The 13,175-nt window shown below is 57.3% G+C and carries 13 protein-coding genes; 9 read left to right on the top strand and 4 right to left on the bottom strand.

The window, feature by feature from the left end; genetic code table 11:
- The first annotated feature begins 152 nt into the window (after positions 1-152).
- The 9 genes from AC13DJ_RS09670 (at position 153) to sthA (ending at position 8,827) form a co-directional block, all read left to right on the top strand.
- Entirely contained in the window at positions 153-1,499 is a 1,347-nt protein-coding gene (locus AC13DJ_RS09670) for a Na(+)-translocating NADH-quinone reductase subunit A (RefSeq protein ID WP_273131953.1), read from the top strand.
- A 4-nt stretch (positions 1,500-1,503) separates the two neighbouring features.
- On the top strand, positions 1,504-2,712 hold the full coding sequence (locus tag AC13DJ_RS09665; RefSeq protein WP_199455815.1) for an NADH:ubiquinone reductase (Na(+)-transporting) subunit B: 1,209 nt from the start codon (positions 1,504-1,506) through the stop codon (positions 2,710-2,712).
- The gene (locus tag AC13DJ_RS09660) at positions 2,705-3,508 is read left to right on the top strand and encodes a Na(+)-translocating NADH-quinone reductase subunit C (protein ID WP_053112423.1); all 804 of its coding nucleotides are present in this window, start codon (positions 2,705-2,707) and stop codon (positions 3,506-3,508) included. The genes AC13DJ_RS09665 and AC13DJ_RS09660 overlap by 8 nt, the downstream gene beginning before the upstream one ends.
- A 2-nt stretch (positions 3,509-3,510) precedes the next feature.
- Complete coding sequence (locus AC13DJ_RS09655; RefSeq protein ID WP_289101120.1) at positions 3,511-4,176, top strand: NADH:ubiquinone reductase (Na(+)-transporting) subunit D; 666 nt, start codon at positions 3,511-3,513, stop codon at positions 4,174-4,176.
- A complete protein-coding gene (gene nqrE / locus AC13DJ_RS09650; protein WP_022988780.1) occupies positions 4,176-4,784 on the top strand; it encodes an NADH:ubiquinone reductase (Na(+)-transporting) subunit E in 609 nt (202 codons plus the stop codon). The genes AC13DJ_RS09655 and nqrE overlap by 1 nt, the downstream gene beginning before the upstream one ends.
- Positions 4,785-4,821: 37 nt before the next feature.
- Complete coding sequence (nqrF, locus tag AC13DJ_RS09645; protein WP_289101119.1) at positions 4,822-6,048, top strand: NADH:ubiquinone reductase (Na(+)-transporting) subunit F; 1,227 nt, start codon at positions 4,822-4,824, stop codon at positions 6,046-6,048.
- Between the two features lie 9 nt (positions 6,049-6,057).
- Positions 6,058-7,107: an FAD:protein FMN transferase gene (locus tag AC13DJ_RS09640; RefSeq protein ID WP_289101118.1), complete on the top strand. Its 1,050-nt coding sequence runs from the start codon at positions 6,058-6,060 to the stop codon at positions 7,105-7,107.
- A 12-nt stretch (positions 7,108-7,119) separates the two neighbouring features.
- Positions 7,120-7,362 (top strand): (Na+)-NQR maturation NqrM, encoded by a 243-nt coding sequence (gene nqrM, locus AC13DJ_RS09635; protein WP_094625596.1) that lies wholly within the window; start codon positions 7,120-7,122, stop codon positions 7,360-7,362.
- A gap of 73 nt (positions 7,363-7,435) precedes the next feature.
- Positions 7,436-8,827, top strand: coding sequence for a Si-specific NAD(P)(+) transhydrogenase (sthA, locus tag AC13DJ_RS09630; protein WP_022988784.1), 1,392 nt, complete (start codon positions 7,436-7,438; stop codon positions 8,825-8,827).
- A gap of 25 nt (positions 8,828-8,852) precedes the next feature.
- Here sthA and AC13DJ_RS09625 read toward each other — a convergent pair whose 3' ends face one another.
- From AC13DJ_RS09625 to dusA, 4 genes are all read right to left on the bottom strand, one after another.
- Positions 8,853-9,626, bottom strand: coding sequence for a glycerophosphodiester phosphodiesterase (locus AC13DJ_RS09625; protein ID WP_288370407.1), 774 nt, complete (start codon positions 9,624-9,626; stop codon positions 8,853-8,855).
- Positions 9,623-10,750, bottom strand: coding sequence for a 3-deoxy-7-phosphoheptulonate synthase (locus tag AC13DJ_RS09620; RefSeq protein WP_289101115.1), 1,128 nt, complete (start codon positions 10,748-10,750; stop codon positions 9,623-9,625). Before AC13DJ_RS09620 ends, AC13DJ_RS09625 begins: the two co-directional genes overlap by 4 nt.
- Before the next feature lie 21 nt (positions 10,751-10,771).
- Complete coding sequence (gene tal / locus AC13DJ_RS09615; protein WP_289101113.1) at positions 10,772-11,740, bottom strand: transaldolase; 969 nt, start codon at positions 11,738-11,740, stop codon at positions 10,772-10,774.
- A 119-nt stretch (positions 11,741-11,859) separates the two neighbouring features.
- Positions 11,860-12,876 carry a tRNA dihydrouridine(20/20a) synthase DusA gene (gene dusA / locus AC13DJ_RS09610; RefSeq protein ID WP_482933898.1) on the bottom strand — a complete coding sequence of 339 codons (1,017 nt, stop codon included), beginning with the start codon at positions 12,874-12,876 and terminating at the stop codon, positions 11,860-11,862.
- Between the last annotated feature and the right edge of the window lie 299 nt (positions 12,877-13,175).

Genomic DNA, 13,175 nt, shown 5'->3' with positions numbered 1-13,175 from the left:
ATTTTGGTTACCGGTGGAAATAGGTTTCCTTAATCTCTATAATTGGCGCGATTTTGGGTATGTCTGGCACCCCGTTTCTCAACCTTCCTGGGCCGCAGGGGGCCGGGCGTTAATAATCCACAGAAACAGTTTCTGATGATTGGACGAGGCTAATGATCAAGATCAAAAAAGGCCTGGATCTTCCCATCAGCGGCGCTCCCGAACAGACCATTACAGATGGCAAGCCGATTCGCCACGTGGCATTGATCGGTTTTGACTATCACGGCATGAAGCCGACCATGGCTGTGAAAGAGGGAGACCGTGTCAAGCGCGGTACGCTGCTGTTCACGGACAAGAAGACCGAGGGCGTTCGTTATACTTCACCAGCCGCAGGCGTGGTGAAAGAAATCAATCGCGGTGAGCGTCGTGTATTCCAGTCTGTTGTTATCGAAATCGATGGCAACGATGCGGAAACCTATGCCCGTTACAACGATTCGGACCTTGCCGGCCTGGAACGCCAGCAGGTGGTCGACAACCTGGTAGAGTCCGGCCTGTGGACAGCTTTCCGCACGCGGCCCTACAGCAAGGTTCCGGAAATCGATTCCGCACCGAATTCCATTTTCGTGTCTGTGATGGACACCAACCCCCTGGCGGCAGACCCCACCGTTATCATCGGCGAGAACAGCAAGGCTTTTGAAAAAGGCCTGACCATTATTTCCCGCCTGACCAACGGCAAGGTCTTCGTAACCGGCAAGCCCGGCGCCAATGTTTCTGTGCCCAAGGCCGACAATATCGAAGTGCACCAGTTTGACGGTGTGCACCCGGCCGGCAACGTAGGTACCCATATCCATCACCTGGATCCGGTATCTGCCAGCAAGACTGTCTGGTCCATCAACTACCAGGACGTCATCGACATCGCCAAGCTGTTCGAAACCGGTGAAGTGCCGGTAGAGCGCATTGTGGCGATTGCTGGCCCGAAAGCCTCCAAGCCCCGCCTGGTTCGTACCCGTCTGGGTGCCAGCCTGCAGGAGTTGCTGGATGGCGAAACGGCGACCGACTGCCAGGTTCGTGCTATTTCCGGTTCTGTGTTTGGTGGCCGTCGCGGCGAAGGCCCCTGCGCCTACCTAGGCCGCTTTGCCAACCAGGTAAGCGTGCTGGAAGAGCAGAGCAAGCGTGAGTTCATGGGTTGGCTGTCTCCGGGCCCCAACAAGTTCTCGGTGCTGAATATCTATCTGTCCAAGCTTAACCCGGGCAAGCTGTTCAACTTTACCACCACCACCAATGGCAGTGAGCGAGCCATGGTGCCGGTAGGTGCGTATGAACAGGTTATGCCGCTGGATATCCTGCCAACCCAGCTGCTGCGCGCACTGATTGTGGGCGATACCGAAATGGCACAGAAACTGGGTGTCCTGGAGCTGGATGAAGAAGATCTGGCGCTGTGCACCTTCGTGTGCCCCGGCAAATATGAATACGGTCCGATTCTCCGCGAGAACCTGACCCGAATCGAGATCGAGGGCTAATACGATGGCAATCCGACAGTTTCTCGATGGAATCGAGCATCACTTTGAAAAAGGCGGCAAGTACGAGCGCTGGTACGCCCTGTACGAAGCCGTTGATACAATTTTCTACTCGCCTGCGAGCGTAACCAAGACCACCTCCCATGTGCGTGATGGCGTAGACCTCAAGCGCATCATGATCACTGTGTGGCTGTGTACCTTCCCGGCCATGTTCTTCGGTATGTGGAACATCGGTTTCCAGGCCAACAGCTTCCTGGCGGAAAACGCCGGCGCGCAGATTGCCGACGGCGGCCTGCGTGAAGCCTTCATTACCGCCCTGGCGGCAACCGGAGCCGGAGCCGGCCTTTGGGATAACTTCGTCTATGGCCTGGCGTATTTCGTGCCCATCTACGCGGTTACCTTCATTGTGGGTGGTTTCTGGGAAGTCCTGTTTGCCACCGTGCGCAAGCACGAAGTGAACGAAGGCTTCTTTGTGACCTCCGTACTGTTCGCACTCATCTGCCCGCCCACCATCCCGCTGTGGCAGGTGGCCCTGGGTATCACCTTCGGTGTGGTAATCGGTAAGGAAGTGTTCGGTGGTACCGGCAAAAACTTCCTGAACCCGGCACTGACCGGCCGTGCGTTCCTGTACTTCGCGTACCCGGCGCAGATCTCCGGCGACACCGTATGGACTGCCGTTGACGGCTTCAGTGGCGCCACGGCGCTGAGCTGGGCCGCCAGTGGTGGTCTGGAAGCTCTGGAAGCTCAAATTGGCTGGATGAGCGCCTTCATGGGCACCATTCAGGGCTCGATGGGTGAGACCTCGACACTGGCCATTCTGATTGGTGGCCTGATCCTGTTGGGGATGAAGATTGCCTCCTATCGCATCGTCGGAGGTGTGTTGATCGGTATGATCGGCATGTCGCTGCTGCTAAACATCATAGGTTCCGAGACCAATCCGATGTTCGCGGTTCCGGCGCATTGGCATCTGGTCATGGGCGGGTTTGCCTTTGGCATGATGTTCATGGCGACGGATCCGGTGTCCGCCGCGATGACTGACACGGGTCGCTGGTGTTTCGGTATTCTGGTAGGCGTGATGACTGTGCTGATCCGCGTGATCAATCCGGCGTTCCCGGAAGGCATCATGCTTGCCATCCTGTTCGCAAACCTGTTCGCGCCATTGATGGACCATTACGTGGTTCAGGCCAACATCAAACGGAGGCTTGCTCGTGGCTAAAGCTAAAGAAACCGTCTCCCGCACGCTGATCGTTGCGCTGGTGCTGAGTATCGTGTTCTCTGTCGTGGTATCCACCGCGGCGGTCATGCTCAGACCTGCCCAGGTCAAGAATCAGCATCTTGATATGACAACGAACATTCTCTCTGCCGCAGGTATGCTGGATCAAGGCGATACTGCAGAGCAGATTTTGCAGAAATTCGAGAGTTTCGATGTTCGCCTGGTGGATTTGGATACTGGTAAATTTGTAAAGCCTTCCGCCGTTGGTGTTGCTGAGCCCATGAAATATGATATGTACAAGGCTGCCTCGGACCCTCAGTTGTCTACGGATATTCCTTCCTCGGAAGACAAGGCTGGCATCAAGCGCCGGCCGAATGTTGCCAGGGTGTATACGCTGAGCGAGAACGGAGAGCTAGTGCGTGTGGTACTGCCAATTCATGGTTATGGCCTCTGGTCTACATTGTATGGCTTCATTTCGCTGGAAGGTGATTTGAACACCATTGAAGGGCTTGGCTTTTACTCCCACGCCGAAACTCCGGGCCTCGGTGGGGAGGTAGACAATCCACGCTGGAAGTCGCAGTGGGTGGGGAAGAAAGTTTATGATGGTGATCGCACTGAACCGCAGATCAAACTGGTTAAAGGTGGCGTAAACGTTGATGCAAAAAAAAGGCAGCATAAAGTGGATGCTCTGTCCGGGGCAACGTTGACCAGTCGCGGCGTTGAGCAACTGGTTAACTACTGGATGGGCGACCGCGGATACGCGCCGTTCCTGCAAAAACTTCGTGAAGGGGAGGTCTGATCATGGCAGATGCATCAGCCAAACAGGTTCTCTTCGAACCGATCTTCAGCAATAACCCGATTGCCCTGCAGATCCTGGGCATCTGTTCAGCGCTGGCGGTTACCACCAGCATGAACGTTACACTTGTTATGTGCGCGGCGGTTATTGCCGTTACCGCATTTTCCAACCTGGCCGTGTCCCTGGTACGCACCCAGATTCCGGGCAGTATCCGGATCATCGTGCAGATGACCATTATCGCCTCCCTGGTAATCGTGGTTGACCAGGTGCTCAAGGCCTATGCCTACGAGATTTCCAAGCAGCTCTCAGTGTTCGTTGGTCTGATTATCACCAACTGCATCGTTATGGGCCGCGCGGAAGGCTTTGCCATGAAGAACGGCCCCTGGCTGAGCTTCCTGGACGGCGTTGGTAACGGTCTGGGCTACTCGGTACTCCTGATCTTCGTTGCCTTCTTCCGTGAATTGCTGGGCGCCGGCTCACTGTTCGGTGTCTCCCTGATGCCGGTGGTGAACGAAGGTGGCTGGTACATTCCTAACGGCTTGTTGCTGCTGCCGCCGAGTGCGTTCTTTATTATCGGCCTGGCGATCTGGGGTCTGCGGACCTGGAAGCCGGAGCAGGTTGAAGAGGCGGACTACAAAATGTCCCGCCATACCGTTAAGGAGGCCTTCTGATGGAACATTATCTGAGCCTCTTGATGAAGGCGATCTTCGTTGAAAACATGGCGCTGGCCTTCTTCCTGGGGATGTGTACGTTCCTGGCGATCTCCAAGAAGATCGAAGCGGCCACCGGTCTTGGCATTGCCGTGGTGGTCGTGCTGACCGTCACCGTACCGGTGAACAACCTGCTGTATAACGGCATCCTGCGGGAAGGCGCCCTGGAATGGGCCGGTCTGCCGAACGTAGACCTGAGCTTCCTGGGCCTGCTGACATACATCGGAGTTATTGCCGCGATCGTACAGATCATGGAAATGGTGCTGGATAAATACATCCCGGCTCTTTATTCCGCCCTGGGTGTGTTTCTGCCGCTGATCACGGTTAACTGCGCCATCATGGGTGCGTCACTGTTCATGGTTGAGCGTGACTACACCTTTGGCGAGAGTGTGGTGTACGGCTTTGGCGCCGGTGTTGGCTGGGCCCTGGCCATCATCGCCCTGGCAGGTATCCGTGAAAAGCTCAAGTACAGCGATGTCCCGAACGGACTGCGTGGCCTTGGCATCACCTTCATTACTGTGGGTCTGATGTCTCTGGGTTTCATGTCGTTCTCCGGCATCTCCCTGTAATTCACCCGGTGATTCGGTTTAACGAAAAGGCGAGACCATGAATACAGAAATTATTCTCGGCGTGGTCATGTTCACCGTTATCGTTCTGGCGCTTGTGGCGATTATCCTCGCGGCCCGCTCCAGGCTGGTAAGCACCGGTGATGTGACTATTGAGATCAACGACGACCCCGAGCACACGGTAAAAACCAGTGCCGGTGGCAAGCTGCTGGGTACCCTGGCCAACAGTGGTATCTACCTGTCTTCCGCCTGTGGTGGCGGTGGTACCTGTGCCCAGTGTAAATGTAAGGTTCTGGACGGCGGTGGCGCCATGCTGCCTACCGAAAAGACCCACTTCACCAACCGTGAAGAGAAAGAAGGCTGGCGCTTGTCCTGCCAAGTTCCTGTAAAGCAGGACATGAAGATCGAAGTACCGGAAGAGTTCTTCGGCGTGAAGAAGTGGGAATGCGAGGTTATCTCCAACCACAACGTGGCTACCTTCATCAAGGAACTGGTACTGAAGCTGCCGGAAGGCGAGGAAGTCGACTTCCGCGCTGGCGGTTACGTGCAGCTGGAGTGCCCCCCGTACGAAATCAACTTCAAGGATTTCGATATCGAGGAAGAGTTCCACGAAGACTGGGACAAGCACGACATCTGGCGCTACAAGGGCGTGAACAAGGAAGAGACCATCCGGGCCTATTCCATGGCGAACTACCCGGAAGAGAAAGGTCTTCTCAAGTTCAACATCCGTATCGCTACGCCGCCTCCTGGCACTGATCATCCGCCGGGCATCATGTCTACCTTCGTCTTCAACCTGAAGCCGGGTGACAAGGTAACCGTAATGGGACCGTTTGGTGAGTTCTTCGCCAAGGATACCGATGCGGAGATGGTGTTCATCGGTGGTGGTGCGGGTATGGCGCCGATGCGCTCCCACATCTTCGACCAGCTGAAGCGCCTGAACTCCAAGCGCAAGATCAGCTTCTGGTACGGTGCCCGTAGTGTGCGCGAAATGTTCTACGTAGAAGATTTCGACATGCTGGCCCGCGAGAACGAAAACTTCGAGTGGCACGTGGCGTTGTCTGACGCGCTGCCGAGCGATAACTGGGAAGGCCCGACCGGCTTTATCCATAACGTGTTGTACGAAAACTATCTGAAGGACCACCCGGCTCCGGAAGACTGTGAGTTCTACATGTGCGGGCCCCCAATCATGAACGCGTCTGTCATCAAGATGTTGAAAGACCTTGGTGTAGAAGACGAAAACATCATGCTGGATGATTTCGGGGGTTAATTCACTCAAATGACATCCGGCAAGATGAAGCCCGCCAGGGTGGTTATAATCAGCGTTTTCTGGGCGCTGGTTATGGCTGCCCTGGCGGGTTGCTCGTTTCAGGACGAGGAAAAAATCTGGGAGATCTCCGGCGGCATTTTTGGCACCACCTATCATATCAACGTGGTATTGCCCGAAGACGAAGCCCGCCTGCAAACTCTGGCGCAGGGCATTGAACAAACCCTGAACGAAGTGGACGGTGCCATGTCTACCTGGAAGAAGGACTCCGAGCTGTCGCGACTCAACAGCAAGAAAGACCAAAGCCAGTGGACAGAGCTGTCGCCGGCACTGTTTGAGGTGATACAGCGCGCCCAGGAAATATCGGCCATGACCGACGGCGCCTTCGATGTCACCATCGGCCCCGTTGTGAACCTGTGGGGCTTCGGGCCGGAAGCACGGCTGGAAAAGGCGCCTTCAGAGCAAGAACTGGCAGTACGGATGGCGGCCACCGGCTGGGAAAAGCTGGAGCTGGATGAGCAGCGCCAGGCAATCCGCAGCCAGCAGCCCCAGTACATTGACCTGTCCGGCATTGCCAAGGGCTATGGTGTGGATGTGGTGGCCCGTTACCTCGACAGCGAAGGGGTACAGGCTTACCTGGTGGAGATCGGTGGCGAGGTCCGTACCCTTGGCCGCAAGCCTGGTGGCGACGCCTGGCGGTTAGCCGTAGAAGAGCCCACAGAGGATGCCCGGCAGGTAAACAAGGTTGTCGCGCTCAGCGGGCAGGCCATGGCAACCTCCGGCGACTATCGTAACTATTACGAATCACAAGGGCAGCGCTATTCCCATACAATTAACCCTGATACCGGTAAACCGATAAGCCACAAACTGGCATCGGTAACCGTACTGGCGGATGATTGTATGACAGCCGACGCACTGGCGACTGCATTCAACGTGATGGGTTATGAACGGGCAGCGAGCCTGGCGACCCGGGAAAACATTCCCGCATACTTTATCGTAAGGGGAGACAACGGTTTTGAAACCCATCAGACACCGGCATTCTCGTCTTACGTTGTCCAGTAAAGGAGGGCAGTAATGGGTACCTTTCTTTTAGTTCTGTTTATTGTGGTACTGCTGGTTGCCGGCATGTCGATCGGCGTTATTTTCGGTCGCAAGCCGATCAGCGGAACCTGTGGTGGTATTGGTGCCTTGGGTATCAGTGCTTCCTGCGATATTTGCGGTGGTAACACCCAGAAGTGTGAAGAGAGCCGGAGTGGCTCCGACGAGCCGGCAAAAATGGAAGACCTGGCCTACGACGCCAGCAAAGCCGACAAGTAACCGCAACGGGTCACCTACAATCACTATAACGACAGCTACGCACTCAAGACGTAGATAAGGAGTCACTGCGCACATGGCAGAGCATCATTACGACGTAGTCGTGATCGGCGCCGGCCCTTCCGGGGAAGGGGCGGCGATGAACGCGGCCAAGCACAACAAGCGCGTCGCCATCATTGAAGACAAGCCCACCGTTGGCGGTAACTGCACCCACTGGGGCACCATCCCGTCGAAGGCGCTGCGGCACTCGGTCAAGCAGATCATCACCTTCAACACCAACCAGATGTTCCGGGACATCGGCGAGCCGCGCTGGTTCTCGTTCCCCCGTGTGCTGCAGAACGCCCAGAAGGTCATTGGCAAGCAGGTAAAGCTGCGCACCCAGTTCTACTCCCGCAACCGGGTAGACCTGATCAACGGCCGTGCTTCGTTTGTTGACACGCACCGGCTGGAAATCCGTGGCAACAAATCGGTGGAAACCATCCACTTCAAACAGGCGATCATTGCCACTGGCTCCCGCCCGTACCTGCCGCCCGATGTAGACTTCCGCCATCACCGGATCTACAACTCAGACTCCATCCTGAACCTGTCCCATACCCCGCGCACCCTGATTATCTACGGTGCCGGCGTTATCGGTTCAGAATACGCGTCTATTTTTGCCGGGCTGGGTGTGAAGGTTGACCTGATCAACCCCGGTGACCGGCTGCTGTCGTTCCTGGATGACGAAATCTCCGATGCGCTGAGTTATCACCTGCGCAACAACGGCGTGCTGGTTCGCCATAACGAACAGTATGAGTCCGTCAAAGGCGACGATCACGGTGTGGTGCTGTCACTGCAGTCCGGCAAGAAAATCCGTGCCGATGCCTTCCTGTGGTGTAACGGCCGTAGTGGTAACACCGAGAACCTGGGCCTGGAAAATGTCGGCCTGGTGCCGAATGGCCGCGGCCAGCTGGCAGTGGATGACCACTACCGCACCGAGGTAGAGCATATCTACGCCGCAGGTGATGTAATCGGTTGGCCAAGCCTGGCCAGTGCTGCCTACGACCAGGGCCGTGCGGCCTCTTCCGATATTACCCAGGACGAGTATTTCCGCTTTGTGAACGATGTGCCCACCGGCATCTACACCATTCCGGAAATCAGTTCAGTGGGTAAAACCGAGCGGGAGCTGACCGAAGCCAAGGTGCCCTACGACGTAGGCCAGGCCTTCTTCAAAGACCTCGCCCGGGCGCAGATTACCGGTGAAGCGGTCGGCATGCTGAAGATCCTGTTCCACCGTGAAACCCGTGAAATCCTGGGCATTCACTGCTTTGGTGACCAGGCAGCCGAGATCGTACACATCGGCCAGGCCATCATGAACCAGGAAGGGGAAGCGAATTCCCTGAACTACTTCATCAACACCACCTTCAACTACCCGACCATGGCGGAAGCCTACCGGGTAGCTGCACTGAACGGCCTGAACAGAATCTTCTGACCAGGCCGTGGTGCCCGGGCCTGCCTCAGGCAGGTTCCGGGCTGCTTTCCCTTGCCGGCAGGCTCAGTACCGCCTTGGCCCGGTTATCGAAGAACATTTTAGTACTGGTGGGATAGTCAGAAATAATGCTGTCCACGCCCATTTCTTCCAGCTTCAGCATGTCGTGAATACGGTTTACCGTCCAGGTAGACACATGCATGCCACGCTTGTGGGCGGTGTCCACCATCCCCTTGTTCAGGATTTTCCAGTTAACGCAGAAATACTCGCAACCCAGCCGGGTGGCCAGGTTCAGGGGCTTGGGAAACTTGCGCTCCGCCACCAGGCCGATGCGGATATTGCGGTTTCTCCGGCGGATTTCCCGCAAGAACCACGGGTCTGTGGAGGTGACCGCGCAGGTCTGGTACAGGTTACGGCGTTGGATAACCTCGGTTAGCCGGTTGCACAGAATGTTCAGGCGCGAACGGCTGTCTTTCTTTACCTCCAGCTGCATGTGTTCCAGGTCGTCAAACTGATCCAGCAGGGTTTCCAGTGCCGGAATGCCGGTTTTACGAGGCCAGGCGCTGGTGTTGCGCCGGGCGTCCATATCCTCCAGTTCGGCAGCCGTGTAGTTGCCGACGTTGCCTTTTCTGCCGGTGGTGCGGTCTACCGTCAGGTCGTGCACCAGCACGGGGATGCCGTCTTTCGAGAGTACAAGGTCGAGCTCGAAATACCGGATGCCCTGCCGGTATGCATGTACAAAACCTGGCAGGGTATTTTCGGGGGCCTCACCCTTGGCCCCTCGGTGACCATAAACGATCATTCTGCGGTACTGTCCTTGAGACGTTGATAGATAGCCTGGCGCTTCTTCCAGGTGTCGTGGCACAGGCGGATATCTTCCAGGTAAGCCGGCAGTTCGTTCATCAGCAGGGCCTGGGGGCCGTCTACCAGTGCTTTCTCCGGTTTCGGGTGGAAGTCCACCAGCACCATGTTGGCACCGGCAATCACGCCCTGGGCGGTGGCGTGCATCACATCCAGGATGCCGTCCGGAGCGCGGTCACGGCTGCCCACCGAGTGGGACGGGTCTACACACACCGGCATGCGGGTCAGGCGTTTTACCGCCGGCACGTGGGCGAAGTCCACCATGTTGCGGTGCGGCTGGCCGGCCTCGGTTTTCATGCCGCGCAGGCAGAAAATCACATTGGCGTTGCCTTCGCTGGCCAGGTATTCCGCCGCGTTCAGGGATTCGTTCAGGGTGATACCAAAGCCACGCTTCAGCAGCACCGGGTAGGTGGTCTGGCGGCCAATGGCTTTCAGCAGCTCGAAGTTCTGGGTGTTGCGGGTGCCCACCTGCAGCATCACGCCGGTAGGACGGCCCAGCTTCTCCAGGCAAGTATCGATTTCTTCGATGTGGCTTTCGTGGGTAATCTCCATGGCCACCACCTTGATGCCATGCTTGCCCGCCTTCTCGAACACCCAGGGCAGGCAGCCCTTACCGTGGCCCTGGAAGGAATAGGGGTTGGTGCGGGGCTTGTAGGCGCCCATGCGGGTGCAAACTTCGCCGGCGTCTTCCAGCGCCTGCATCATCTGCTCAACGTGCTCGGGTACATCCACCGCGCACAGGCCGGCAAAGATATTCAGGTTGTTCTGGCTGAACTCCACGCCGTTGTAGGTGAAACCGCTCTGGCGATTGTCATCTTTATGGCGGCCCAGAATCCGGTAGTCATCGGAAATGCGAATGGCCCGCTCAACCGCCGGCAGCGCTTCGATCTCTTCCTTGTCCAGGGTCTTGGTATCGCCCAGCAGGTAAACCTCGGTCAGCCGCTGGCTGGCGCCCTGAATCTCGTGAACGCGAATGCTCACGCCAGGCAGGTTTTCCAGGTAATGCATGGTCTGGCGATAGGCATCGCTGTCCAGCGCCGTATTGGGGTGAAGAATGGCTAGCATGGAACGTCCTCGTCCTTAAAATTACGCGGCCCGGGAAGCCAGCTGGCGCACCCGGTTCTCAAGCTCAATCTGGTCGGCCGCAAAGCGGCGGATGCCGTCGGCCAGTTTCTCGGTGGCCATGGCGTCTTCATTGGATTCCCAGCGGAACAGCTTTTCGTCTACCCAGCCCATCTTCTCGGAGACTGTGGCGGAATCCGGGCTCAGCTTGCGGCTGAGTTCGCCCTGGTCTTCTTTCAGTTCCTGCAGCAGGGCAGGGCTGATGGTCAGCCGGTCGCAGCCGGCCAGCATTTCAATCTCGCCGGTATTGCGGAAGCTGGCGCCCATCACCACGGTGTTGAAACCATGGGCCTTGTAGTAATTATAGATGCGGGTAACCGACTGCACGCCGGGGTCTTCCGCCGCCGGATAGCTGTCGCGGCCGGAACTGGCCAGGTGCCAGTCCAGGATGCGGCCCACAAATGGTGAAATCAGGTGCGCGCCGGCCTGGGCACAGGCAACCGCCTGCACAAACGAGAACAGCAAAGTCAGGTTGCAGCGAATGCCTTCCTTTTCCAGCTGCTCGGCCGCACGGATACCTTCCCAGGTGGAGGCAACCTTGATCAGCACCCGGCTGGTGTCTACGCCTTGCTGGTCATACAGCTCAATCAGGCCACGGGCCTTCTGCAGGGTGGCGGCAGTGTCGAACGACAGGCGGGCGTCTACCTCGGTGGATACCACGCCGGGAATCAGGTTCAGGATTTCCTTGCCGGCCAGAACAGCCAGCATATCGGTAGCCACCGAGAGCTGGTCTGCCGAGGAACCGCCGTGTTTCGCGGCAATGGCCACGGCTTTATCCAGCATGGGGCGATAGGCGTCAGACGCTGCGGCCTTCAGCAGCAGGGAAGGGTTGGTGGTGGCATCTTCCGGCCGCCATTGGGCAATGGCGTCGATATCGCCGGTGTCGGCTACCACGGTGGTCATGTTTTTCAGTTGGTCTAGCTTGCTGGTCATTCGTCCTGTCGTCCCGGTTGTTCGGTTTTGGTGCAGCATCCAGCTCCCGAATGCTTTGTTGACCCTTACAATAACGGCAGGTTACAACAGGAACAAGACAACAAATGGTATGCCTGTTATCAGCTTTCCGCTATCGGTTGCGGCTCGCGTACCTTGGCCAGGGCCTGTTCGATAACTTCCAGCCCGGAACCTGGCTTGTTGGCGTTCTCACTCAGGTGCCGGCGGAACTGCCGCCCGCCCGGCTGGCCCAGGAACAGGCCCATAATGTGGCGGGTAATGTGGGTAAGGTACACGCCCCGGTCCAGCTCCTGCTGAATAAACGGAAACATCGCCCGCAGCGCCTCGTGGCGGCTGGTAACGGCCGGTGGCTCGCCAAATAGTTCAGTGTCTACCTCGGCCAGCAACCAGGGATTGTGGTAGGCCTCTCGCCCCAGCATCACGCCGTCGGTATGGGCCAGGTGCTCGTGGCATTCCTCGAAGGTTTTGATGCCGCCGTTGATGATGATTTCCAGGTGCGGATAGGCCTGCTTCAGGCGGTACACCCAGTCGTACTTCAGTGGCGGAATATCGCGGTTTTCCTTCGGGCTCAGGCCCTCAAGAATGGCAATTCGGGCATGCACAATAAAGGTCTTGCAGCCAGCGGCAGCCACCGTCTCGATAAACTCGCACAGCTCGTCCCAGGACTCCCGGCCATTGATGCCAATGCGGTGCTTCACCGTAACCGGCAAATCCGCGGCCTCGATCATCGCCGCCACGCCTTCCGCAACTTTATCCGGGTGGCCCATCAGGCAGGCGCCAATCATGTTGTTCTGCACCCGGTCGCTCGGGCAGCCCACGTTCAGGTTCACCTCATCAAACCCGAACGCCTGCGCCAGCTTCGCACACTGCGCCAGCTCCCCGGCATCGCTACCGCCCAACTGCAACGCCAGCGGAAATTCCGACGGATCATGCCGCAGAAACCGCGCCGTATCGCCGTGAATCAACGCCCCGGTCGTCACCATCTCGGTATACAACAAAGCCCTGCGGCTAAGAATACGCGCCAGGTACCGAAAATGCGGCGTAGTCCAATCCATCATCGGCGCAACCGAAAACCGGCGAGACAAAACGGGGGCGGGCTGTTGAGAGGTCATGAACATCCGGAGAACAAAGCAAATGAAGGCGCCAATTCTACCACGTTCCCCCCAATCGGAGTCGATTAGGGGACTAGGGGTCTGTCCCTACGTGGACTGACCCCTCCAGGCACCAAGTTCAATGTAAGACTAGGGGTCTGTCCCTACGTGGACTGACCCCTCTAGTGAAGTGACCCCCGAAAGTTGGACACCGACTTTTGGGGAGTCACATGACAAGAACACATAGTGAAGCATTCAAATTAAAGATGGTGAAGCTTTACCTCGAAGGCGGGGCCAGCTTCAACCGCATCTCCAGAGAATTCAAT

Source organism: Marinobacter sp. L-46 (genome assembly GCF_056859535.1).
Note: the sequence above shows the minus strand (reverse complement) of the source record. Positions and strands in the feature narration are given on the sequence as shown.